This window comes from Methylibium sp. T29-B (assembly GCF_000576225.1).
GTDB classification, from domain to species: Bacteria; Pseudomonadota; Gammaproteobacteria; order Burkholderiales; family Burkholderiaceae_C; genus Methylibium; species Methylibium petroleiphilum.
This window is the reverse complement of sequence record NZ_AZSN01000061.1, coordinates 1-22,458: the sequence shown is the minus strand read 5'-3', so window position 1 is coordinate 22,458 and position 22,458 is coordinate 1. Positions and strand designations below refer to the sequence as shown.

Here is a 22,458-nt window from a genome sequence, read left to right as displayed (position 1 = left end):
CTGCGACAGAGCGCACCGTGACCTTCACGCCGCCGTGAGCGGAAAGGAATGACCGCTGTCGGGTATCGTTCTGCCGCGCGACGCGGGCCTCGTACGCCGAAGGAATGCAACAGCGTTGGGCGCGCGTCGGTGTGTTTGACCGCCTGGACGGGTTTGCTGCTGGGGCTGGCGGTGTCGCCGGCTTCGCTTTTCGCGCAGCAGGAAGAACAGCCTCTCGGTGCCCGCCTGTATCTCGGGCAGCAGATGCTGGCGGGGTATATCGTTGGACACGAGACCCCGTTGCCGATGACGGCAAGTCGCTGCATCAACTGTCATGAACTGGCGGCGGCACCGGCTCCATCTGCGGGGTCGCAGAAGACGGCGGCATTCGGGCCTCGCTTGTCTCCCGAAGGGCTGAAAGGACTGGCTGCTCGTCGTGGGGGGCCGCCGACGCGTTATGACGTGGACGCGTTCTGTGAACTGCTCAGAACGGGCGTCGACCCGGCCAAGGTGATCATTCAGCGTGCGATGCCGCGCTACAGGATCGATAGGCCTCAATGCGAGGCGTTGTGGAGTTACGTCACGCAATCGACACCGTGAGTGCGTGGCCTGGAGATTCCATTGAATCGACGTAGTTTCGTCACGATCGCAGCCGCGAGTGGCCTGGGCCTAGGCCTGGGCAGCGAGGCGGCGCCGCCGCAACCTCCGGCTCACGCACCGTTCGGGCCGGTCGATCCTCCCCAGACGGCACCGTCGATCCCCCTGGTCGCGGACGATGGCAAGACCTTCAAGCTGGTGCAACACCTGCGGGGCAAAGTGACGGCGGTGCAGCTGATGTTTGCGGGGTGCAGCGCCATCTGCCCGATCCAGGGCGCCTTGTTCGCAGGGGTCGCGCAGAAGATCGAGGCAATCCGAGATGCCCAGCTCCTGTCATTGACCATCGATCCGCTCAACGACGATCCGGCGGCGTTGCGTCGGTGGAAAGCGAGTTTTGGGGCGCATCGCTTGTGGAGCGCTGCGGCACCGAAGCTGCAAGATGTCGACACGTTGTTCAGTTTCTTGGGTGGGCGCAATCGAGGTGTCGACGAGCACACGGGGCAGGTCTACCTGTTCGATCGGCAGGCGCGCTTGAGATACCGAACGCCTGATTTGCCGACGATTTCGTATGTCGCAGAGACCATGAGTCAATTGGCGCGACTTTGACGGATCTGCTTTGGCGCGATGGCGTTTGTAAGCTGGTTTTATTTAAATGACATCCACCCAACTGACCAGATCGTGGCGCGCAGTACGGGCTAGTTGGGAAAATGTGCGTATATCGTCGAACTCTGTCTTGCGCCAATTTTCTACGGTTCCGGGGTGTGCGCCGATCTCCAACGTGTTCGGGATCAGGCGCTGCAATAGGTTTTCCTGCCAGTCGGTTTCGAGCAGTGTGGCTGGCATATAGAACCAGTCAGTCGTTTTCCAGCGTTGTCGCAGTTTTCGATCCTGAAATTTTCCGAGCCAGTATGTTGGTTTGCTGTAGGCAGGTTTAATATAGAAGTTCTGAACGCATCTGACACGATCGATGCCGAATTTTGGTAATACTCGATTGAGCGCTTCCGTCACGATCGGCAATTTGTGAACGTGGTGGTGCGAATCTACATAACTTATCAAAATGCCGGCATCCCGTGCCAAGGCAATTTGCGCGCTGATTTCTGTTTCGATCTGCTGTGGATCGATCTGCCCAAGCAGGGCGAATGCCCGAAAGCGTCGTAATGAGCCTAATTGACCTTCGGAATTCAGGAGCGTTCCGACTTTCGAGCGTGATGCTGCTGGTTTTAATTGGCCACGTCCGGCAAGTGTGAGGTGAATGCCATAGCAGAATTGGGGGTGAGTTTTCGCGAATGCGAGTGCCTGTTCAAATGCAGGTGCACCTGTCATCAACGAGGCGTTGTTGATGGATCCGTCCAACAGGCAGGTGGATGTAGCCTCGACACTGTCGGGCGACCAGCCGTAGTCGTCGGCTGTGATGGTGATCTTCATGCCACGATGCTACCCGATTGTGTGCTCTTCCCATGAATGCCGAACGTGCTCGTCCATGCGCCAGGCAGACAGGTTCGCGGATGCGTGCGGTATCACCGAATCGTTGTCGACTCGTTGTGGGTTGGACGAACGAGGCGCCTCAGCTTATCTACACTACGATGTTTGCTGCAATGCAACCGTGCCTGATATATAACCCTGGCGCGAATTCTGCATGTTGATTCGGACGGCATTCTCTGTCGATTCGAGATGGTGGTGGAATGCTACCTGATCGGGCTTGATTTAATTTGGATAATTGCGTGGCAAAAAGAAAAGTACTGGCAATCGCCTCGGGCGGTGGGCATTGGGTGCAGTTGCTGCGATTGCGGCCTGCGTTCGAGGGTTGCGAGGTGGTGTACGCCAGCGTGCATGCCGCATCTGCTGCTGAGGTTCCAGGGCACCGCTTCTATTCTTTCAAGGACGCCTCGCGAAAGAACAAGTTGGCGTTCTTCGTGGTGGTACTTCGGATGTTCTGGATCCTGTTGCGTGAGCGACCGGATGTGATCGTCACAACAGGTTCCGGGCCGGCGCTGATTTGTATCACTCTCGGACGCTTGTTCAGTGCACGCACACTGTGGATCGACAGTATTGCCAATTGCAAGGAATTGTCGACCTCGGGTCGCAAGGCGAAAAAGGTCGCGACGCGGTGCCTCAGTCAATGGGAGGAGATCGCCAAAGAAAATAGCATCGAGTACTGGGGACGGACTTTATGATTTTCGTGACGATTGGTTCGATGTTTCCGTTCGACCGACTCGTTCAGGTGGTCGATCGCTGGGCTGGGCATGTGAACTACAGCGATGTCAGCATGCAGATCGGCGCCGGGACCTATCATCCCAAAAATGCAAGATGGGTTCGAACGCTTCCACCCGATGAGTTTTCCAATGCCATCAGGAATTGCGACCTGATGGTCGCTCATCTCGGAATGGGCTCCATCATTTCGGCGATGCAAGCACAGAAGCCTGTGATCCTGTTGCCGAGAAAAATGCAGCTGGGTGAAGCGACCTCAGACCATCAGTTGCATGGGATGGAATGGCTGCGCGGTCGACCTGGTGTATGGATTGCGGAAGACGAAAGCAAGATGGAAGAGCTGTTGAGCAGTTTTGTTGATGGAAAGCTGAACCAGGCAATCGAAGCTACTTCGCAATACGCGTCTGTTGAGATGATCGATAAAGTCAAGAAGTTCGTTCATGCGATCTAGCATCATGACGCTGACGAGAGCATGAGTACTGCCATGATCGTGATGCTTTGTACCGTCGCCCGTGGTGGCATGCGTTCTGTCGTCGAAGGATATCGTGATGATGGAATATTCGATAAATGGGGCATCTCGCTGATAGATACGCACGTCGAAGGTGGGTATTGGGTGCGTTTCAAGGTTTTTTGTTCTGCATTTTTTCGATTTGCTGGTTTGCTGGCTCAACGAAAAGTCGATGGGCTGCATTGTCACGTCGCCGCTTATGGGAGTTTTTGGCGGAAATCAATATTTGCGTCGCTGGCTCATCTGTGTAGAGTGCCTGTCATTCTGCATCTCCACGGTTCTCGCACCAAAGAGTTCGTGGCACGTCAGCCGCGCTGGTCGCTCTGCTTGATTCGTTGGCAGCTTCGCAAGGCGAACGCTATTGTCGTTCTGTCGGAGAGTTGGAAAGAATATATTATTTCGATTGAGCCGCGGCACGTGTCCGTGTGATTCCAAATGGCGTGACTCTGCCGAAGGAGCCTACTTGTGATGCGGTCGGCGGCGAGTTCGTCAATATTCTTTTTTTGGGTGAAGTTGGCGAACGCAAAGGGATTTACGATCTTCTGAGGGCGTTGCCTGAAGTGCTTCGCCATTGCCCATCCATGCGGCTCCAGATCGGCGGCAAAGGTGAAATAGAACGAGCACAAGACCTGGTCCGGGAACTGGGTGTGGGTGATGCCGTCGAGTTCTGTGGTTGGGTGGTCGGCGATGAGAAGCGGGCGTTGCTTCGTGGCGCATCGATCTACGTGCTGCCGTCCTATAACGAAGGATTGCCCATGAGCATCCTGGAAGCGATGTCATGGAAGCTGCCGATCATCTCCACCACAGTGGGTGGAATTCCGGAACTGGTGCGTGATCGCGAAGAAGGTTTCCTGATCAATCCAGGCGACGTCGAGGCATTGACGCGAGCTTTGATCAAGCTGGCATCAGATACGTCGCTCCGGCAGTCGATGGGTCAGAAGGCCTTGAGGCGCGTTGAGCAAGGATTCTCTTCGGTCTATGTTTCGAGAAGTATTGACGAATTGTATTCCGCCATTATAGATAAATAGCATGATTGTGAATCGAAAATTGAATTGGAAAAAAAGGAGCTTGTGTGATTAGGATTGCCATGGTTGGCTTGGGGAAGATGGGTCTGTCGCATCTTGCGATAGTGCGAGCGCATCCGGAAGTAGAACTGGTTGCCGCATGCGATACCACGACTTATTTGACAGATATTCTGACGAAGTATTCGAATCTGAAGTGCTACGCCAGTTTTGATGAAATGCTGGCGAAGGAGCAGCTTGACGCCTTGCTCGTTGCAACGCCGTCTACGCTCCATGCCGGCATGGTGGGAAAGGCGCTTGAGCGTGGGTTGCATGTATTCTGCGAGAAGCCCTTCGTGCTGGATTCGAAAGATGGTCAGAAACTCGTTGAGCTTGCTGATCAGAAGAATCTAGTGACCCAAGTTGGCTACCACTATCGATTCGTCGGTGCCTTCAAGGAAGCTGCGCGTATCGTGAAGTCAGGTGCGCTCGGCAAGATTCATCATGTTCGGGCGGAAGCCTATGGGCCGGTGGTGCTGCGCCAAAAAGGAATGACTTGGCGCTCGGCGAAGAATCAGGCGGCGGGGCGCTCTACGATTACGCCTGCCACGCCATCGACTTGGTCAACTTTGTGTTCGAGGCGCCTGCGTCGGTTCACGGCAGTGTGCTCAACAGGGTCTTCTCGAACGACGTTGAGGACGAGGTCTATTGCTCCCTTGCGTTCGCCGACGGAGCGAGTGGCCAACTGGCAGTCAATTGGAGCGACGAAAGCTACCGGAAAATGTCGACCAAGATCTCTGTTTGGGGGACCAATGGTCGGATTACCGCAGATCGACAAGAGTGTCAGATTTATCTCCGGCAACGGCAGGATTCCTTGCCTGGCGTCGACGAAGGCTGGACTGTCCGCTACACAACCGATCTCACCGAAGAGGTCTGGTATTACCTGCGGGGAGAGGAATACTCCGCGCAGATCGACTACTTTGTGCAAAGCATCAAGCAAGATCGCAGGGATGGTCAGAACAGTTTCAGGTCTGCGCTGGAAACCGACCAGATCGTCGAAATGATCTTGTCGGACAAAGAGGCGACCGACAAGATTGGGGACGTCACGCCACGTGCGGCGTCGCGAGGCGATCGCAAGGGCCTGATCGGTAAATTGTTTAGCTGAGACATGATATGAATCATCGCATGGACAGGGTTTTATTCGGCGACAACCAGTTTTTTGGCGTCAATCATATGTCAGAGGAGAAAGCACGCGCGCAATCAATGCGCTTTCAAGATCTCCAAGCCGTGATCGATGTTCTTGATACCGCTTATCAGGAAGGCGTTCGCACCTTCATGTGTACAACACATGATCGTGTCGCAAAGATTTGTGATTATTTCAGAGATAACAAACAAAAATATCCTGATTATATTTTCTATCCGTGCATGCCGTATGCGCATAAATATGCCAATGCGGTTACCGAGCATGGAATGGTGGATGCGCTCAGGATGTTCTTGCCGTCCGATGGTGCACTTGGTGCCATGCTGAAAGGTGGGGTGGCTTTGGCAGGAAAGGATGCCCAGGCGATCCTGAAATTGCTGATCGACGCTGAAATGAAGATGTTCCATGGGCTGACGACCCCTGTTATCTTCATTCAGAATGTGATCGCTGATCTGCTGATGGGATTGGGCATGAATGAGATGTTCCGGTTCTTTGCGGATCATGTGCGAGAAAAATACAACGCCGAACCGGGTTTCATCACGATGAACCTCCCGAAGATGCTCGACGTGCTCGAAGGGCAAGGCATCGAAAATCCTATCGTTTGCTCCAACATCAACAAGATAGGTTTCAGAATGTGTGGCGGGGTTAAGGTATATGAAGATATTATCGAAACCCGTAGATTCAGGCCGGTCGCGATGTCGGTCTTCGCTTCAGGGGCCATTTCTCCGAGGGCGGCCCTGTCATACGTATGCGAGCAGCAGAATATTGAATCCATCGTGTTCGGTGCTTCAAGTCGGGCAAACATCAAGCAAACCAAGTCGCTGATCGATGAGTTGTCCGTCAATCATGCGGCCTGATCCGCTTGATGCCGTGTCGATCTTGATCCGGTCTCAGGTTCTGTCTGGACGACCGGTGGCTTCATTGCATGATCTGTTTTAGGTCGCGAGAAAAGATGCGTTGCCAAGAGCTTTGGTTCGATGAACCAGAGCAAGTGGGGTTGTTCGATGTGGTTTTCAGGAACCAGGCGGAATTTCCTGTACCTGGCAAGCGCAGCGAGGAATTCCATACCTTGCTCATCGATCTGACGCCCGAGCCGGAAGCGCTCCTTGCATCGTTCGATCGCAACACCCGATCTCAGATTCGAGCGGCCGAGGCCGACAAGAGCACGACGATCGAGATCATCGAAAAATCCACGCGGGAGCAGCTGGTCGAGTTCTTGGCTTTTTATGATGATTTTTCGCGCAGCAAGTCGATCTGGCCGATCTGGACGCCGCGACTCGAAGCGCTGCATGAGTCCGGGCGTCTTGTTCTCAGTCGCGTTATCCGAGATCAGGAAACGCTGATCTGGCATGCCAGTTTGTGGACCGCCGGTAGGTTTCTAGTCTTGTATTCCGCCAGCCTGCGAGGGACGGATCCATCACTGCGAAAGATCATCGGGCAATCGAATCGCTTGCTGCATTGGCGCGAGATGCAATGGCTGAGAAAGCGGGGTTGCTATACCTACGACTTCTGCGGTTGGTATGCAGGCATCGAAGACAAGGCCTTGCTTTTGGTCAATCGATTCAAAGAGGAGTTTGGTGGACGCAAGGTGGTTGAATACGATATCATCGACGACAAGACGTTCAAGGCCAAGTTGATTAGATTTCTCAAGTCCCTGATCTCGAAATTTCCGAAGGAATACAAGGCAAGATGGCAGCGCTTGTTCCATGCGAGTGTCCTGCTTGTTTTGTCGATAAATGGTGGTCGAAATTTCGAAATGCCCTCGTTTTGACGTGTGTGAAGCATGCGCAACCGTGCCTCGAGTGATGGCTGTTCGTCGTGATTGACTCACGATCGATGAGTTCGTGGCGACTGATGACGCGCCAGGGCGATTACCCTCGTTGGGTTTTGACGATCGCCGAGGTGTTGCGAGAAGTGTTCGCCGTCGACGGAGTAATTGTTGGAGTTCCTGTCGAAGGACGTGCTGCGCCGTTATTTCCGTTGGGCCTTGCCGGTCTTTTAGATTCGGCTCGGAATGCCGGGGCCTGTTCGTTGTTGCGAGCAGGGTATGCCCGAGACCTGGGCCACATCGAGGATGATGCACGGAATGCCCTTGTCTGCGTCGCACTGACGGATGCTCGGGATTTCGAGCAGGAGGACTCGATTGAATTGCGAGCCGACGGTGAACCAGCGTGCCACTTGGCTGTCGTTGTCGAACGGGCTTTGCAGCGCGGGTCCGGCAGCATCGATCTGGAAGCCATTTGGCGGCACCGCGGCCGAACCGACAGATTGACCTGGCGCTGTGCACTCAAAGACCACTCCATCGCGCGATCCGTGGACGCTGCGGCAGCGAGATTGGCGGATCTCGTGGGGCACATCGCTCGTCGCGTGGGGGGGCAAACGTCCGAAGTCCCCCGGGTGGGCTCATCTCCGGTACCCGACATGCCGCTTGCTGCCGCACGTGGGGGCAACCTGGGTCGTGCCTTACGCCACATGGCGCATCGCTTGACCGCGCATGATCAGTGGGCGTTTCGCGTTTACCAGAACCTGGTTCCGGATCATCTCTGGCCGACTGCGGGCAGTCAGTTCATAGATTTTGTTCCGCCAATTGATAAAATCTGGGCAGATCCTTTTGTGGCGCGCGATGGAGATTTGCTTTGGGTATTCTTCGAAGAAGATTCTATAAAGTCACCAAAAGGATGCATCGTTTGCGTCTCGATCGATGCATCAGGCCATTGCAGTGAACCTGTGGTCGTTCTCGAGGATTCAAGCCATCTGTCATATCCGCAGGTATTCAAGTGCGATGGCAAATGGTATATGCTGCCTGAAAGCGGAGCGCGTGGCGATTTGGTGCTTTATCGTGCCAGGAAATTCCCATTCGAATGGGAGCCGGTTGCTGACCTGTTGCAGCAAGTCCGGCTGGCAGATGCCACTTTGCATCGCAACCATGCAGGGTGGTGGCTGACGGCAAGCGGCGTCGGGCAGAGCGGTGGCAGCGTCTGTGATGAATCGCCCTATGACATGCGGCTTTACGACACCTTGCATGTCTACCATTCATCGGCGTTGACGAGCGGTTGGCAACCCATGTCGCTGAACCCGCTGCGGGTCGATGCGGCCACAAGTCGGCCCGCCGGGCCCTGGTTTCAATGGCAGGGGCAATGGATTCGTCCGGTGCAGGATTGCCGCGGTCGTTATGGCCGGGCCGTACACCTGCTGGCGGTGGAATCCATCTCGATGCAAGGAATCAACGAACGATTGTTGGCGACGCTCGGCGGAGGTGGTCGCACCAATTGCGTCCATACCTACTCGAGAGTGGGCGGGGATCTCGCAATCGACTGGAATGTCTGGCGATTTCGATCCGATCTTTTTCGATCGCGAGTTGATCCTGCGTTCGAGTTTCATCGGCACGACGCCGTCAAATCTAGGCGAGACGACTCTGCCGTCGAGCGAGCTGCAAGGCCGTGGCGGCGTCTGTAGCGGCCGAGCCACGGCCATCAGGAGAAGAGAGCGGCAGCGCCGTGGCGCGCCGCCCGAGCGGAAGGCTTACAGGCGCCAGACCTTGATGCCGTTCGCCTGCAAGTCCTTCTCGTCGAAATTGGCCTTCACATCGATGAAATTGCCGCCCTTGACGACCTTGCGAGTGAAGTCGCTGGCCGTCAGCGACTTGTACTCGTTGTGCGCGACGGCAGCGACGATGGCATCGGCGCGGGGCAGTTCATCCCAGGGCAGCAGCTTGACGCCGTATTCGTGCATGGCCTCTTCGGCATCGGCCTCCGGGTCATGCACAAACACTTCAATGCCGTAGCTCTTGAGTTCCTGGATGATGTCGATGACCTTGCTGTTGCGCAGGTCAGGGCAATTCTCTTTGAAGGTCAATCCGAGGACGTTGATCTTGGCGCCCTTCACATAGCTGCCGCCGCCGATCATCTGCTTGACGGTCTGCTCGGCGATGTACTTGCCCATGCCGTCGTTGATGCGCCGACCCGCTAGGATGACCTGCGGGTGGTAGCCCAGCATTTCGGCCTTGTGGGTCAGGTAGTACGGATCCACGCCGATGCAGTGCCCGCCAACCAAGCCGGGCTTGAAGCGCAGGAAATTCCACTTCGTGCCCGCCGCCTCGAGAACCTCCGCGGTGTCGATCGAAATCTTGTCGAAGATGATCGCGAGTTCGTTCATCAGCGCGATGTTGAGATCCCGCTGCGTGTTCTCGATCACCTTGCACGCTTCGGCTGCCTTGATGCTGGTGCAACGATGCACTCCGGGCTTCACGATGCGTTCATACAGGCTCGCCACGCGTTCCAGGGTCTCCGGGGTATCGCCGGCGACCACCTTCACCACGTTCGTGAGCATGTGTTCGCGGTCTCCCGGATTGATCCGCTCCGGGCTGTAGCCGACAAAGAAATCGCGCTTCCACTTCAAGCCCGATGCCTTCTCGAGCTCGGGGATGCAGATCTCTTCGGTGGCTCCGGGATACACCGTCGATTCGTAGATCACAACGGCCCCCTTCTTGAGGTGGGCGCCGATGGCCTTGCTGGCTCCGATCAAGGGACGGAAATCGGGGATGTGGGCATCGTCCACCGGCGTCGGCACGGCGACGATGAGATAGTCGGCAGCACTCAGTTGCGCGGCATCGCTGGTGTACGTTGCATGAGTGGCCGCCCGCATCTCCTCATCGGGAATCTCCCGGGAAGGGTCCGTCCCGGCCTGGCATTTGGCGACCTTGGCTTCAACAATGTCGAAACCGATCACAGGCATGCTCTTGCCAAATTCCACCACCAGGGGAAGTCCCACGTAACCCAGGCCTATGACTGCAACGACTGACACGATACGTACCTCTTGCTAGGGATGATGAATACTTGTCGCGCCGGGGCATCAGATGCTTCCGGCCATCGGGTGCGATACCTGCACCGGAGCCTCGCGGGTGCGATGGCTATTGGAATATCAGTTGTGCCTGGCAACTGGCCTTGCCTGCCGAGTAGGCGTAGGAAATCGGCGAAGATGTCGTCCGCTTCTCCCGCCCGACACCGCACTCGATCTCCGCATTGCGGGTCGGCTTGTAGCGCCCCGTCAGGCCGAACTCGGTGGTCTTGTCATTGCCGGTTTGCGTCGAGGTGCCACCGGTCAGCGCGAAGGTATTGACGAGATCGCGTTTCTGGTACTTGAGGTCGGTTCCGAATCGGATCTTGGCTGTCGCGTCATAGGTGGCCCTCAGGCGCACTGCATTGGAAATGCGATTGGTGTTGCCCGAGGTGCTGGCACCGCTCGAGAAACTGTTGAAACTGTTCTCCGAACCGGTATCGCGGATCAGGTCGGTGATGAAATTGAGCTTGCCGGTGGCGGCGTAGGCCCAGCTCAGCGCTCCGGTGACGCCAGAGAAGTCGCGCGACTGCAAGCGGTCATGGTCCTCCTTGCTGTAGCTCAGGCGCGCCGTCAGGCGGCTCAACCCGGTTGCTGCCCAAACCGCCGACAGGTCGAAATCCCGGCGATCGAATGCATCTTCCTCGAAGACGCCTGGAGCCGACTGGATCGCGGAGGGATAGCGGCCGTCGGTGCCCCGAACGCCGGCCCCTAGCGTGAGCAGGCCGCTGGGGCGGTACAGCACGCGCAAACCGAGCGAGTTCTGTCTCAGTTCCTTGAACGCGTAGCTGGCCGCCGAATAGTCGAGTTTGCGGTGGATGGCGGTGCCCTCCAGGGAGAGCAGCGACGCCATGCCGTACTGGACGCGAGCAAGCAGCTGCTGGCTGCGTTCCTCATTCCGTTCGGTGGTCAATGTCGGGCCGTCATCCACGCCATAGCGAGCGAGGTTGCGCCGGGTCGCATAGCTGAGCGTGCCAGAGAGTTTTTCGATCGTGGCCCAATCCACGCCAGCGTCGAGATCGTATGCGGTGTTGTTGAGTTGGGAGTTGTCGCGAAAGAGGTTCCTGCTGAGGGCCGCGTTCGCGAACAAGCGCTGGCGCCCGATCGGCTGGTTCACGCCGGCCAAGAGCGATGTCGTGGAGTAGGTGTCGCTGATTTCCGGCTGACCATCCGGCGTGCGGAAAATGTTGTCTTCGCGTGTGAAGGCCTGGGATGCACCGATGTAGTACGGACTCGACGAAGGCTGGAGCTCCACCTGGGCGACCGAACTTCCAGTGCAGACGACCCCGAGCAAGGCAAGATTGAGCTTATGGTGAAAATTCATCGTGAATCCCTTGTGAGTCTCCGGACCGCGGGCCGCATCAGTAGGCATTGCGATCGAAGAACATGGTTCGAACCGTGCGAATGATGATCTGAAGATCGAGCGCGAGCGACCAGTTGCGCAAGTACTCAAGATCGTATTCCACGCGAGCCTGCATTTTCTCGATCGTGTCCGTTTCGCCACGGAAGCCGTTGACTTGCGCCCAACCGGTGATGCCCGGTTTGACCTTGTGTCGAACCATGTAGGCCTTGATCAGTTCGCGGTACATCTGATTGTGTGCTACCGCGTGCGGTCGCGGCCCGACGATGCTCATGCGGCCCTGCAGGACATTGAAGAACTGCGGAAGCTCGTCCAAGGACGTGCGGCGGATGAACGCGCCAAACTTGGTGATGCGCGCGTCGTGCTTCGTCGCTTGCTTGACCACGGCTCCGTTGTCCTGAGTGGTCATGGAGCGAAACTTGTAGACCGTGATCTCGTTGCCGTCGAGCCCATTGCGCTTTTGACGGAAGATGATGGGGCCGGGTGAGCTGAGCTTCACGCCGATCGCGATGGCAACCAGAATCGGCGAGATCAGGATCAAGATGAGCGTTGCCACGACAACGTCGCTGATGCGCTTGACGAGATCGTTCGTGCCTGTGAACGGGGTTTCGCAAATGCCCACGACGGGTACACCATTGACGTCTTCGAACCGGCCTTGAATGATGCTGATCCCGAAAACGTCCGGCACGAAATACAGCGATGCGGTGGTGCCTTGGAGCGATTCGAGAAGTTCGACGATTCGCGGCTGCGATCCCAGCGGCAGGGTGATGTAGGCCTCGCGAATGCCATGCAGTGATACATACGCTGCGACGTCGGCAAGTCCGCCGAGTCGCTTGGCCATCCCGTCGACGTGCACGCGCTCATCGGTTCGATCATCGAAGTAGCCGACAAAGTCAATGCCAGTGCTTCTTCCGGAGGTCAATGCCCTGGCCACTTTGACGCCCAGCGGGCTGGCGCCGATCACAATCGCGGTGCGGCGCGCTTCGGGGAGTGCCGCGCGCCGACGCAAGACCAGCTTTCCGGCCCAGACAGCGCCCCATTGGAGCACTGGCGTGATCAGCGCCCAGGAGACCAGCACGTCCCGGTTGAAGAATTGCAGGCTGCGCGTCGCGTAGCCGCAGAGCGCCAGGATGGCCAGCAGCACCAGCCATGACGAGGCGATGTCGATCCCGGCGGCCACCATGTGATCGCGGAAGCGGTTGCGTCCCGGAAAGGTGAGCACGAAGACCAGAAGGCACAGGGTCAGCGAAGCCCGCAGGATGGGTTCATCGAACCAGTGGCAGACGGCCACGTAGGTCACCACCGACACCGTCGGCTCGAGGAACGCCGCAACGAGCGAGGTCACCGACTGCGGTGCGCTGTAGAACGTTCTCTTGTAGCTGCGGTCGTCGAACATGGATAAGGGGTCAGGGCTTTCGCTTCAGGCACTACCATGGATTACAGCCGTCCCGCGTCTGGCCGACGGAACGCGGCAGTGGGTCATACATACCTACAGCCATTGCGATCGACGAGCGTCGCGCTTCCCGAACTCGTCAGCAAGAATTCTCGCGCAAGTCCCCGGGGCATCGGGCCCCTATACCCGGGGGCGCGATGCGGGCGCTTGCCTACAATTCGCAAATGCTTCACGCTTTCGACTCGCCGTTGCTCGGCGCCGCCACGGCGTCGCTCGGGCCCGCCATGGCCGAGCGGCTCACGCTGTGGCTCAACCATCTTCTGGCTTCCGAGCCTGCGGCGGCTGAGCGTCTGGTCCGGCACGCTGGCCGGTGCGTGACCTTGCGAGCCGATGCCTTGCCGTCCTGGTTGCCGCGATCGCCGGTGCTGAGGTTCCGCGTAACGCCCGCCGGCTTGCTGGAATGGGCACCGGAAGAGGGCGGCCTCGAAACGAACGATGACCTGCAGATGAGCTTCGAGGCGTCGAGCCCGGGCCAAGCTGCGCTGGACTGGTTGAACGGGCGCCGGCCGAGCGTGACGATCCAAGGTGATGCGACCTTCGCCGCTGACTTGCACTGGGTGGTCGAGAACCTGCGGTGGGATGTGCAAGCTGATCTCTCCCAGCTGTTCGGTCCGGTGATTGCCGAGGGGCTGGTACGTGCAGGGCAGGGCATCGCCGCCGCGTTGCGGGGCGCCACCCAGGCGGCTGCCAGGCTCGTCGCCGGCGCGAACGGATCGCCGTCGCGATGAGGGATCTCGCGCGCTTGGTCTACATCGTTTTCATCGTCCTCCGGTACGGGCTCGACGAACTGGCGCTGTCGAGTTTCCGCCAGCGCTGGGTGCGTGGGCTGGCCCGGCTGGTCGGCGTGGGGCGGCGCCTCGATGCGCCGCGCGGTGCGCGCCTGCGCATGGCGCTGGAGCGACTCGGCCCGATCTTCGTCAAGTTCGGGCAGGTCCTGTCGACCCGGCGCGATCTGCTTCCGGTCGACGTGGCCGACGAACTGGCCAAGCTCCAGGACGACGTGCCACCGTTCCCCGCCGAACAGGCGGTGGCGTTGGTGGAGGCGGCTTTCGGTCGACCGCTGGACCAGCTGTTCGCCAGCTTCGAGCACGAGCCGGTTGCCAGCGCGTCGATCGCGCAGGTGCATTTCGCGGTCCTGAAGAATGGCCGCGAAGTGGCCGTCAAGGTCCTGCGCCCTGGCGTGCTGCAGATCATCGACTCGGATCTGGCGCTGCTGCGTGTCCTGGCCGGCTGGGCCGACCGCTACTCGGCCGACGGCAAGCGGCTGAAGCCGCGCGAGGTGGTGGCGGAGTTCGACAAGTATCTGCACGACGAGCTGGACCTGGTGCGCGAGGCCGCCAATGCCACTCAGCTGCGCCGCAACATGGAGGGACTGGATCTCGTGCTGGTGCCCGAGATGATCTGGGACCTCTGCACGCCCGGCGTGATGGTCATGGAGCGCATGACGGGCGTGCCGATCAGCCAGGTGGCGCGGCTGCGAGAGGCGGGTATCGATTTCCAGAAGCTCGCGCGCGACGGCGTGACGATCTTCTTCACGCAGGTCTTCCGTGACGGCTTCTTCCATGCCGACATGCACCCGGGCAACATCCAGGTCAGCGTGGCGCCGCAGACCTTCGGGCGCTATGTCGCGCTCGACTTCGGGATCATCGGTACGCTCACGGAGTCCGACAAGGACTACCTTGCGCAGAACTTCATCGCCTTCTTCCGCCGAGACTACAAGCGGGTGGCCGAGCTGCATCTCGAGTCGGGCTGGGTGCCGGCCGGGACCCGCATCGACGAACTCGAGGGCGCGATCCGCGCTTGCTGTGAACCCTATTTCGACCGCCCGCTGAAGGAAATCTCGCTCGGCCAGGTGCTTTTGCGGCTGTTTCAGACCTCGCGGCGCTTCAACGTCGAGATCCAGCCGCAGCTGGTGCTGCTCCAGAAGACCTTGCTCAATGTGGAGGGTCTGGGGCGCCAGCTCGATCCCGAACTCGACCTGTGGAGCACCGCCAAGCCCTTCCTCGAGCGTTGGATGCATGAGCAGATCGGCTGGCGCGGCCTGATTGAGCGTCTCAAGGACGAAGCGCCGCGCTACGCGAAGATGCTGCCCGAGTTGCCGCGGCTCCTGCACGACGCGCTCGCGGCGCAGGCCAGGGCGCGCCCGGCGGCGCACGGCGACGGCCCGTCCGACGCCCTGCTCGCCGCGCTGCTGGCCGAGCAGCGGCGCACCAACCGCCTGCTGCAAGCGGTGCTCTGCACCGGCGTCGGCTTCCTGATGGGCCTGTTGGTGGTGCAGATCTGGCAGCGCTGGCCCGGTTGATGCGGTGCAGCGCTCGAGGCGCGCATGGTCCGCGGAGCCGGCGCCGCGCGGGGCCGCACCCTTACAATTCCGGTTTTCGAATCAAGGGTTTGGTCATGCCGATCTACGCCTATCGCTGCGAGTCCTGCGGCCATGCGCAGGACGTGCTTCAGAAGATCTCCGATCCGTTGCTCACGGTCTGTCCTTCCTGTGGCGCCAGCGCGTTCAAGAAGCAGCTCACCGCTGCCGGGTTCCAGCTCAAGGGCTCGGGTGGTACGTCACCGACTTCCGCAATGGCGCCCAGCCCGCGGCTGCGACGGCCAACGCGCCCAAGACGGATGGTGTCGCCACCGCCACGCCAACTGCTGCACCGGCTGCCGACAGCGGCGGTGGAGGCGCCGGCGGCAACAGTTCGGGCGGCGATGCGGGTGGCGGCGCCACCCCGGCGTCCACGACATCGGCGGCCGCGGGCGGCTGCGGCTCGTCCTGTGCCTGCCACTGAACTGCCCAGGCGCGCCGCGTTCCGCCCTGTCCGAAAGCCCTGATTGAAAAAGTACCTGATCGCCGGCCTGCTGGTCTGGCTGCCGCTGGCCATCACCATCTGGGTCCTGCATTCGGTGCTCGGCCTGCTCGACGGCGTGTTCGCCTGGCTGCTCAGCGCTTCGCAGGCGCTGCTGCCGGCGGCCGCGCATTCGCCGCTCGAGATGCTCAAGCAGATCCCCGGCCTGGGCGTGATCGTCATGTTGGTCGGCCTGCTGCTGACCGGCATGTTCGCGACCAACATCGTCGGCCAGTGGTGGCTTCGCCAGGGTAGCCGCGTGCTCCAGCAGATCCCGATCGTCAAGTCGATCTACAGCTCGGTGAAGCAGGTCTCGGATACGCTGTTTTCGAGCAGCGGCAACGCCTTCCGCGAGGCGGTGCTGGTGCAGTACCCGCGCCAGGCTCGTGGACCATCGCCTTCGTCACCGGCCGGCCGGGCGGCGAGGCGGGCGAGCACCTGAGCGGCGACTATCTCAGCCTCTATGTCCCCACCACGCCCAACCCGACCTCTGGCTTCTTCCTCATGGTGCCGCGCGCCGATGTCGTCGCGCTCGCGATGAGCGTCGACGAGGCGCTGAAGTACATCATCTCGATGGGCGTCGTGGCGCCGCCGACGCACCTTCCGGCACAGCCGGTGCGAAATCTGGCGGGTTGAACGCCGCGGCCCGCGTTCAACCCTGAGGCTTGCGAGACAGCCTGCCAGCGCCCAACATTGCGCCGCCACGGCGGCCTTCGATTCCAGAGTTCCGGAGCCTTTTTCCATGCGTACCACCTACTGCGGCCTCGTCAGCGAAACGCTGCTCGGCCAGACCGTGACCCTGATGGGCTGGGCCCACCGCCGCCGCGACCATGGCGGCGTGATCTTCATCGACCTGCGCGACCGAGAGGGCCTGGTGCAGGTCGTCTGCGACCCCGACCGTGCCGAGATGTTCAAGGCCGCCGAGGGCGTGCGCAACGAGTTCTGCCTGAAGATCGTCGGCAAGGTCCGCGCTCGGCCGGCCGGCACCGAGAACGCCAACCTCGTGAGCGGCAAGGTCGAATTGCTGTGCCATGAGCTCGAGGTGCTGAACCCGAGCGTCACGCCGCCGTTCCAGCTCGACGACGACAACCTCAGTGAAACCACGCGTCTCACGCACCGCGTGCTCGACCTGCGCCGCCCGGCGATGCAGAAGAACCTGATCCTGCGCTACCGGGTCGCGATGGAGGTGCGCAAGTTCCTCGATGCCAACGGCTTCATCGACATCGAGACGCCGATGCTGACCAAGAGCACGCCCGAGGCGCGCGCGACTACCTCGTGCCGAGCCGCGTCAACGAGGGCATGTTCTTCGCGCTGCCGCAGTCGCCGCAGCTGTTCAAGCAGCTGCTGATGGTGTCCGGCTTCGACCGCTACTACCAGATCACCAAGTGCTTCCGCGACGAGGACCTGCGCGCAGACCGCCAGCCCGAGTTCACACAGATCGACATCGAGACCTCGTTCCTCGACGAGGAAGAGATCCGCGGCATGTTCGAAGGCATGATCCGCACGGTGTTCCGGGCGGTGATGAACGTGGAGCTGCCCGGCTACCCGGTCATGAAGTACGCCGAGGCGATGCACCGCTTCGGCTCCGACAAGCCGGACCTGCGCGTGAAGATGGAGTTCACCGAGCTCACCGAGGTGATGAAGGACGTGGACTTCAAGGTGTTCTCGGCCCCCGCCCAGGCCAAGGGTGGCCGCGTGGTCGCGCTGCGCGTGCCTGGCGGCGGCGAGATGAGCCGCAGCGAGATCGACGGCTACACCGAGTTCGTCAAGATCTACGGGGCCAAGGGCCTGGCCTGGATCAAGGTCAACGACGCGAGCAAGGGCCGCGAGGGCCTGCAGAGCCCGATCGTCAAGAACCTGCACGACGCGGCGATCGCCGAGATCATCGCGCGCAGCGGCGCGCGCAACGGCGACCTGCTGTTCTTCGGGGCCGACAAGGCCAAGGTCGTCAACGACGCCATCGGCGCGCTGCGCGTCAAGATCGGCCACAGCGACTTCGGCAAGTCGGGTGGCCTGTTCGAGGACAAGTGGGCGCCGCTGTGGGTGGTCGATTTCCCGATGTTCGAGCACGACGAGGAGGGCGATCGCTGGGCCGCGGTGCACCACCCGTTCACGGCGCCGAAGGACGGCCACGAGGACCTGATGGACACCGATCCCGGGAAGTGCATCGCCAAGGCCTACGACATGGTACTCAACGGCTGGGAGCTCGGTGGTGGTTCGGTGCGGATCCACCGCGCCGAGGTGCAGAGCAAGGTGTTCAGCGCACTCAAGATCGGCCCCGACGAGGCCCAGCTCAAGTTCGGCTTCCTGCTCGACGCGCTGCAGTACGGCGCCCCCCCGCACGGCGGCCTCGCCTTCGGGCTCGATCGTCTGGTCACGCTGATGACCAAGGCCGATTCGATCCGCGACGTGATCGCCTTCCCGAAGACCCAGCGCGCCCAGGATCTGCTGACGCACGCGCCGAGCCCGGTCGACGAGAAGCAGCTGCGCGAGCTGCACATCCGGCTGCGCAACCCGGCGGCAGGCCAGAGCGGCGTCTGAGCTGGCGGCTTGCCGCACAATCGAGGGGCGCCGGTCGGCGCCCCTTTTTTTCGCCCGCCTCCCACGACGTGACGACGCCATCCCGCCCGTACAAGATCCCCGAATCCGTGCTCGTGGTGATCCACACCCCGGCGCTCGAGGTCCTGCTGATCGAGCGGGCCGACCATCCGGGCTTCTGGCAGAGCGTCACCGGCTCCAAGGACACCGCTGGCGAGACCCTGCTGGAGACCTGCGTCCGCGAGGTGGCGGAGGAAACCGGCATCGAGGTCGGGTCGCGCGAGGTGCCTGCGGCCGCGCTGCGCGACTGGCGGCTCTCCAATGTCTATGAGATCTACCCGGTCTGGCGCCACCGCTACGCGCCGGGAGTGACCCACAACACCGAACATGTGTTCGGGCTCACGGTGCCGCGCGACATCGCGATCCGTCTGGCACCGCGCGAGCACCTTCGTCACGTGTGGCTGCCGTACCGGGAGGCGGCCGACCGCTGCTTCTCCCCTTCGAATGCCGAGGCCGTGCTGCAGCTGCCGCGGCTTTGGCAGGGTGGGGCATGAACCCGCTGCAGTCCTCGGTGCTGCCGCCGGCCTCGGGCGACGAGCGGCGGCTGCGCGTGGCCACCTACAACATCCACAAGGGGGTGCGTGGCGTCGGCCCGGCCAAGCGGCTGGAGATCCACAACCTCGGGCTCGCGATCGAGGCGCTGGACGCCGACCTGGTGTGCCTGCAGGAAGTGCGGCGCTTTCACAAGCGCGACGCGCGGCGCTTCGACCGCACGTCGTTCGGCTGGCCACAGCAGGGGCAGGCCGAGTTCCTGGCGCCGGAAGGCTACGACGTGGCCTACCGCACCAACGCCATCACGCGCCACGGCGAGCACGGCAATGCGCTGCTGTCGCGCTGGTCGATCGGTGAGCCGAACCACCACGACGTGTCGGACCATCGCTTCGAGCAGCGCGGGCTGCTGCACGTGCAGGTCAATTGGCAGGGGCGGGCGGTCGACACCATCGTCGCCCATTTCGGCCTCAGCCACTCGAGCCGCCTGCGGCAGGTGCAGCGTCTCGCAGCCTTCGTGCGGCAGGAGCTCGATCCCGCCGTGCCGCTGCTCGTGGCCGGCGACTTCAACGACTGGGGCGAACGCCTCGACGGTGCGATGCAGGAGGCCGGTCTCCGGCGCGCCGTGGCGCCGTCGGCCAAGGGGCTGCAGCGCAGCCTGACGTTTCCGTCGCTGGCGCCGGTGTTCGCGCTGGATCGCGTCTACACCCGCGGCTGGCGTTGCGTGTCGACCTTCGTGCCGCGTGGTGCCACGTGGGCCCGCATGTCGGACCATCTGCCGCTGGTGGCCGAGTTCGAGCCGCTGGAGGCGTGAGGGCATGACCGCTCCGGCCGGTGCCCCGCCGCCGGACGACCCCGTGCTGTCCGAGGCCCTGGCCTGGTATGCCCATGCCCGGGCCGTGTTCAGCGGCGGCAACGAGGTGCAGTTGCTGCGTGGCGGCGATGCGCTGTTCCCGGCCATGATCGAGTCGATCGGCCACGCCACGCACGAGGTCTGGCTCGCCACCTACATCTATGGCGACGACGTCGCGGCGCAGGCCGTGTCGGCGGCGCTCGTCGCGGCGGCCCGGCGCGGCGTGCGCGTCCGCGTGGTGGTGGACGGCTTCGGTTCGCTGCATGCGCTGGCGGCGCTGCGCGAGCGGCTCGAGCCCGCGGGCGTGGCGCTGGCCGTGTTCCGGCCGACGCAGCGCTGGTGGAACTGGCTGCAGCCCGGCCAGCTGCGCCGCCTGCACCAGAAGCTCTGCGTGGTCGACGGGCAGGTCGGCTTCGTCGGCGGCATCAACGTGCTCGACGACCGCCACGACCTCAACCATGGCTGGGGCGACACCCCGCGGCTCGACTACGCGGTGCGTGTGCAGGGCGCGGTGGTCGGGCCGGTCGAGCAGACGGCCCGCGCGATGTGGACGCGCGCCGCCTTCGGTCGCGACTGGCGTGACGAGGTGCGCCAGATCGCGCGCAGCAGCCAGCCGATGGCCCGCGCGCGCCGCCTTTTGCGACGCTTGCGCATCGCGGTGCGGCGCGGCTCGCCAGGAGGCTTCGGCGCCGGTGCGCTGCAGCCGGTGCGGGTCGCCTTCGTGGTGCGCGACAACCTCAGCCAGCGCCGCAGCATCGAGCGCAGCTACATCGACGCGCTGCGCCGTGCGCAACAGCGCATCGACATCGTGTCAGCCTACTTCTACCCCGGCTTCGAGTTCCGCCGCGCGCTGCTGGCCGCGGCGCGGCGCGGCGTGCGTGTGCGGCTGCTGCTTCAGGGAAAAGCCGACTATCGCTTCGCCGCGCTGGCGGCGCAGGCGTTGTATGACGAACTGCTGGCGCACGGCGTGGCGGTGTTCGAGTACACCCCGGCCTTCCTGCACGCGAAGGTGGCGCTGGTCGATCAGCGCTGGGCCACGGTGGGCAGTTCCAACATCGACCCGCTGTCGCTGCTGGTCAACCTGGAGGCGAACGTGATCGTCGATGACCGCGGCTTCGCGGCCACCCTGTCGCGCGAGCTGGACCGCGACTTCGCCGTCTCGCGCGAGATCACCGCACCGGTGCCGGTGGCCGGCTGGCGGCGCTGGCTGCGCCGGGGCTTCGTCGCCTGGGTGGCCCGGCTCTACCTGCGCGCAGCCGGCGCCGGCGGGCGCTACTGAGCCGGCGGTGGCCGGGAATACCGCCGGCCGCCAGGGCGATCCGACAAACGTTAAGCTAGTCGACCGCAGTCGCTGCTCGCCCCGCGCGAGATGCTCCGATGAACGCTCCCCACACCCTGCCCAGCCTCCGTGCCGTGCCCGACGACGAAGGCGTGCCGGTTTCCGTCAAGATCCGCGAGCGAATCAAGTCGCAGCGCGAGCGTTTCCACGCCAACGACAACATCGCCGAGTTCATCGAGCCGGGCGAGCTGGAGCAGTTGCTCGACGAAGTGGCCGGCAAGATGCGCGGCGTGCTCGACAGCCTGGTGATCGACACCGAGAGCGACCACAACACCCAGGACACCGCGCGCCGCGTCGCCAAGATGTACCTGAACGAGGTCTTCAAGGGCCGCTACGTGCACGAGCCGGCGGTCACCGAGTTCCCGAACGTCGAGCACCTGAACGAGCTGATGATCATCGGCCCGATCACCGTGCGGAGCGCCTGCTCGCACCATTTCTGCCCGATCATGGGTCGGGTGTGGATCGGTGTGATGCCCAACGAGCACTCCAACCTGATCGGTCTTTCCAAGTACGCGCGTCTTACCGAGTGGATCATGAGCCGGCCGCAGATCCAGGAGGAGGCCGTGACCCAGGTGGCCGATCTGCTGCAGGACAAGATGAGCCCGACGGCCTGGCGATCGTGATGGAGGCCGACCACTTCTGCATGCAATGGCGCGGCGTGCGTGACCTGGACTCCAAGATGATCAACAGCGTGATGCGTGGCGTGTTCCTGAAGGACGCCAACCTGCGACGCGAGTTCCTCTCGCTGGTCAACAACAAGAAGGGCTGACGACCATGCTGGTGCGTCTTCTGTACGCGAGCCGCGCCGCCGGGCCGGTGACGCCGGAGATCATCGAGGGCATCCTGGCCCAGTGCCGGGCACACAACCCGGCGCTCGGCATCACCGGCATCCTGTGCCATGGCGGCGATGTCTTCATGCAGGTGCTCGAAGGTGGCCGTGACGTCGTCAACAGCCTCTACGCGCAGATCGTGCGCGACCCGCGCCACCGCGACATCGCGGTGCTTCACTTCGAGGAAGTGACCGAGCGGCGCTTCGCGGGCTGGACGATGGGCCAAGTCAACCTGGCCAAGATCAACCCATCGATCGTGCTGAAGTACAGCGAGCGCCCGGCACTCGACCCGTTCACCGTGTCCGGCAAGGTCTCGATGGCCCTGCTCGAGGAACTGATCGCGACGGCGTCGATCATCGGCCGAGC

At 61.7% G+C, this 22,458-nt stretch carries 20 protein-coding genes and 5 pseudogenes; 21 read left to right on the top strand and 4 right to left on the bottom strand.

Going from position 1 to position 22,458, the window contains the following annotated elements; genetic code table 11:
- The first annotated feature begins 153 nt into the window (after nucleotides 1-153).
- Nucleotides 154-579: a hypothetical protein gene (locus tag Y694_RS24260; RefSeq protein ID WP_152543461.1), complete on the top strand. Its 426-nt coding sequence runs from the start codon at nucleotides 154-156 to the stop codon at nucleotides 577-579.
- 21 nt (nucleotides 580-600) lie between these two features.
- Nucleotides 601-1,182, top strand: a complete 582-nt coding sequence (locus Y694_RS11565; RefSeq protein ID WP_036232580.1) for an SCO family protein — start codon at nucleotides 601-603, stop codon at nucleotides 1,180-1,182.
- Between the two features lie 42 nt (nucleotides 1,183-1,224).
- Here the strand turns inward: Y694_RS11565 and Y694_RS23405 are convergent, their stop codons facing one another.
- Nucleotides 1,225-2,001: a carbohydrate deacetylase gene (locus tag Y694_RS23405; RefSeq protein WP_081771275.1), complete on the bottom strand. Its 777-nt coding sequence runs from the start codon at nucleotides 1,999-2,001 to the stop codon at nucleotides 1,225-1,227.
- A gap of 296 nt (nucleotides 2,002-2,297) precedes the next feature.
- Between Y694_RS23405 and Y694_RS23400 the strand changes: the two genes are divergently transcribed.
- The 9 genes and pseudogenes from Y694_RS23400 to Y694_RS25810 all read left to right on the top strand — a co-directional run bounded on the left by Y694_RS23400 (nucleotide 2,298) and on the right by Y694_RS25810 (nucleotide 8,950).
- Nucleotides 2,298-2,750, top strand: coding sequence for a hypothetical protein (locus Y694_RS23400; RefSeq protein WP_081771274.1), 453 nt, complete (start codon nucleotides 2,298-2,300; stop codon nucleotides 2,748-2,750).
- Between the two features lie 20 nt (nucleotides 2,751-2,770).
- Nucleotides 2,771-3,235 carry a glycosyltransferase gene (locus Y694_RS11560; protein WP_161728000.1) on the top strand — a complete coding sequence of 155 codons (465 nt, stop codon included), beginning with the start codon at nucleotides 2,771-2,773 and terminating at the stop codon, nucleotides 3,233-3,235.
- A gap of 33 nt (nucleotides 3,236-3,268) precedes the next feature.
- Complete coding sequence (locus Y694_RS23395; protein WP_161727998.1) at nucleotides 3,269-3,721, top strand: glycosyltransferase; 453 nt, start codon at nucleotides 3,269-3,271, stop codon at nucleotides 3,719-3,721.
- An 11-nt stretch (nucleotides 3,722-3,732) separates the two neighbouring features.
- Nucleotides 3,733-4,320 (top strand): glycosyltransferase family 4 protein, encoded by a 588-nt coding sequence (locus tag Y694_RS23390; protein ID WP_197028780.1) that lies wholly within the window; start codon nucleotides 3,733-3,735, stop codon nucleotides 4,318-4,320.
- A gap of 59 nt (nucleotides 4,321-4,379) precedes the next feature.
- Nucleotides 4,380-4,712, top strand: a pseudogene (locus tag Y694_RS27165) (Gfo/Idh/MocA family protein); the annotation flags it as partial.
- A 137-nt stretch (nucleotides 4,713-4,849) separates the two neighbouring features.
- Nucleotides 4,850-5,458 carry a Gfo/Idh/MocA family oxidoreductase gene (locus tag Y694_RS25815; protein WP_231497648.1) on the top strand — a complete coding sequence of 203 codons (609 nt, stop codon included), beginning with the start codon at nucleotides 4,850-4,852 and terminating at the stop codon, nucleotides 5,456-5,458.
- Nucleotides 5,459-5,466: 8 nt separating this feature from the next.
- Nucleotides 5,467-6,351, top strand: coding sequence for a hypothetical protein (locus tag Y694_RS11545; RefSeq protein ID WP_231497647.1), 885 nt, complete (start codon nucleotides 5,467-5,469; stop codon nucleotides 6,349-6,351).
- A gap of 134 nt (nucleotides 6,352-6,485) precedes the next feature.
- Complete coding sequence (locus Y694_RS11540) at nucleotides 6,486-7,265, top strand: GNAT family N-acetyltransferase (RefSeq protein ID WP_036232558.1); 780 nt, start codon at nucleotides 6,486-6,488, stop codon at nucleotides 7,263-7,265.
- An 83-nt stretch (nucleotides 7,266-7,348) separates the two neighbouring features.
- Nucleotides 7,349-8,950, top strand: coding sequence for a hypothetical protein (locus Y694_RS25810; RefSeq protein ID WP_231497646.1), 1,602 nt, complete (start codon nucleotides 7,349-7,351; stop codon nucleotides 8,948-8,950).
- Between the two features lie 66 nt (nucleotides 8,951-9,016).
- Here Y694_RS25810 and Y694_RS11535 read toward each other — a convergent pair whose 3' ends face one another.
- The 3 genes from Y694_RS11535 to Y694_RS11525 form a co-directional block, all read right to left on the bottom strand.
- The gene (locus tag Y694_RS11535; RefSeq protein ID WP_036232555.1) at nucleotides 9,017-10,297 is read right to left on the bottom strand and encodes a nucleotide sugar dehydrogenase; all 1,281 of its coding nucleotides are present in this window, start codon (nucleotides 10,295-10,297) and stop codon (nucleotides 9,017-9,019) included.
- A 106-nt stretch (nucleotides 10,298-10,403) separates the two neighbouring features.
- Nucleotides 10,404-11,654, bottom strand: a complete 1,251-nt coding sequence (locus Y694_RS11530) for a hypothetical protein (protein ID WP_152543458.1) — start codon at nucleotides 11,652-11,654, stop codon at nucleotides 10,404-10,406.
- Nucleotides 11,655-11,691: 37 nt separating this feature from the next.
- A complete protein-coding gene (locus Y694_RS11525; RefSeq protein ID WP_051495731.1) occupies nucleotides 11,692-13,086 on the bottom strand; it encodes an undecaprenyl-phosphate glucose phosphotransferase in 1,395 nt (464 codons plus the stop codon).
- Between the two features lie 221 nt (nucleotides 13,087-13,307).
- On the opposite strand from Y694_RS11525, the gene Y694_RS11520 reads away from it, so the two are divergent.
- The 10 genes and pseudogenes from Y694_RS11520 to Y694_RS11475 all read left to right on the top strand — a co-directional run.
- Nucleotides 13,308-13,871, top strand: coding sequence for a hypothetical protein (locus tag Y694_RS11520; protein ID WP_051495730.1), 564 nt, complete (start codon nucleotides 13,308-13,310; stop codon nucleotides 13,869-13,871).
- Nucleotides 13,868-15,445 carry a ubiquinone biosynthesis regulatory protein kinase UbiB gene (ubiB, locus tag Y694_RS11515; RefSeq protein ID WP_036232552.1) on the top strand — a complete coding sequence of 526 codons (1,578 nt, stop codon included), beginning with the start codon at nucleotides 13,868-13,870 and terminating at the stop codon, nucleotides 15,443-15,445. The genes Y694_RS11520 and ubiB overlap by 4 nt, the downstream gene beginning before the upstream one ends.
- Nucleotides 15,446-15,540: 95 nt before the next feature.
- Nucleotides 15,541-15,926 (top strand): annotated as a pseudogene (locus Y694_RS23385) (FmdB family zinc ribbon protein).
- A gap of 43 nt (nucleotides 15,927-15,969) precedes the next feature.
- Nucleotides 15,970-16,619, top strand: a pseudogene (locus Y694_RS11505) (DUF502 domain-containing protein).
- A 106-nt stretch (nucleotides 16,620-16,725) separates the two neighbouring features.
- Nucleotides 16,726-18,524 (top strand): annotated as a pseudogene (aspS, locus tag Y694_RS11500) (aspartate--tRNA ligase).
- A 68-nt stretch (nucleotides 18,525-18,592) separates the two neighbouring features.
- Nucleotides 18,593-19,075, top strand: coding sequence for a dihydroneopterin triphosphate diphosphatase (gene nudB, locus Y694_RS11495; protein WP_036232550.1), 483 nt, complete (start codon nucleotides 18,593-18,595; stop codon nucleotides 19,073-19,075).
- The gene (locus Y694_RS11490; protein WP_011828670.1) at nucleotides 19,072-19,884 is read left to right on the top strand and encodes an endonuclease/exonuclease/phosphatase family protein; all 813 of its coding nucleotides are present in this window, start codon (nucleotides 19,072-19,074) and stop codon (nucleotides 19,882-19,884) included. The genes nudB and Y694_RS11490 overlap by 4 nt, the downstream gene beginning before the upstream one ends.
- A gap of 4 nt (nucleotides 19,885-19,888) precedes the next feature.
- On the top strand, nucleotides 19,889-21,202 hold the full coding sequence (gene clsB, locus Y694_RS11485) for a cardiolipin synthase ClsB (protein WP_036232548.1): 1,314 nt from the start codon (nucleotides 19,889-19,891) through the stop codon (nucleotides 21,200-21,202).
- A 98-nt stretch (nucleotides 21,203-21,300) separates the two neighbouring features.
- A pseudogene (gene folE, locus Y694_RS11480) lies at nucleotides 21,301-22,031 on the top strand (GTP cyclohydrolase I).
- A gap of 5 nt (nucleotides 22,032-22,036) precedes the next feature.
- Nucleotides 22,037-22,458 (top strand): BLUF domain-containing protein (locus tag Y694_RS11475; protein WP_036232547.1); only part of this gene is annotated, 422 nt, incomplete at its 3' end.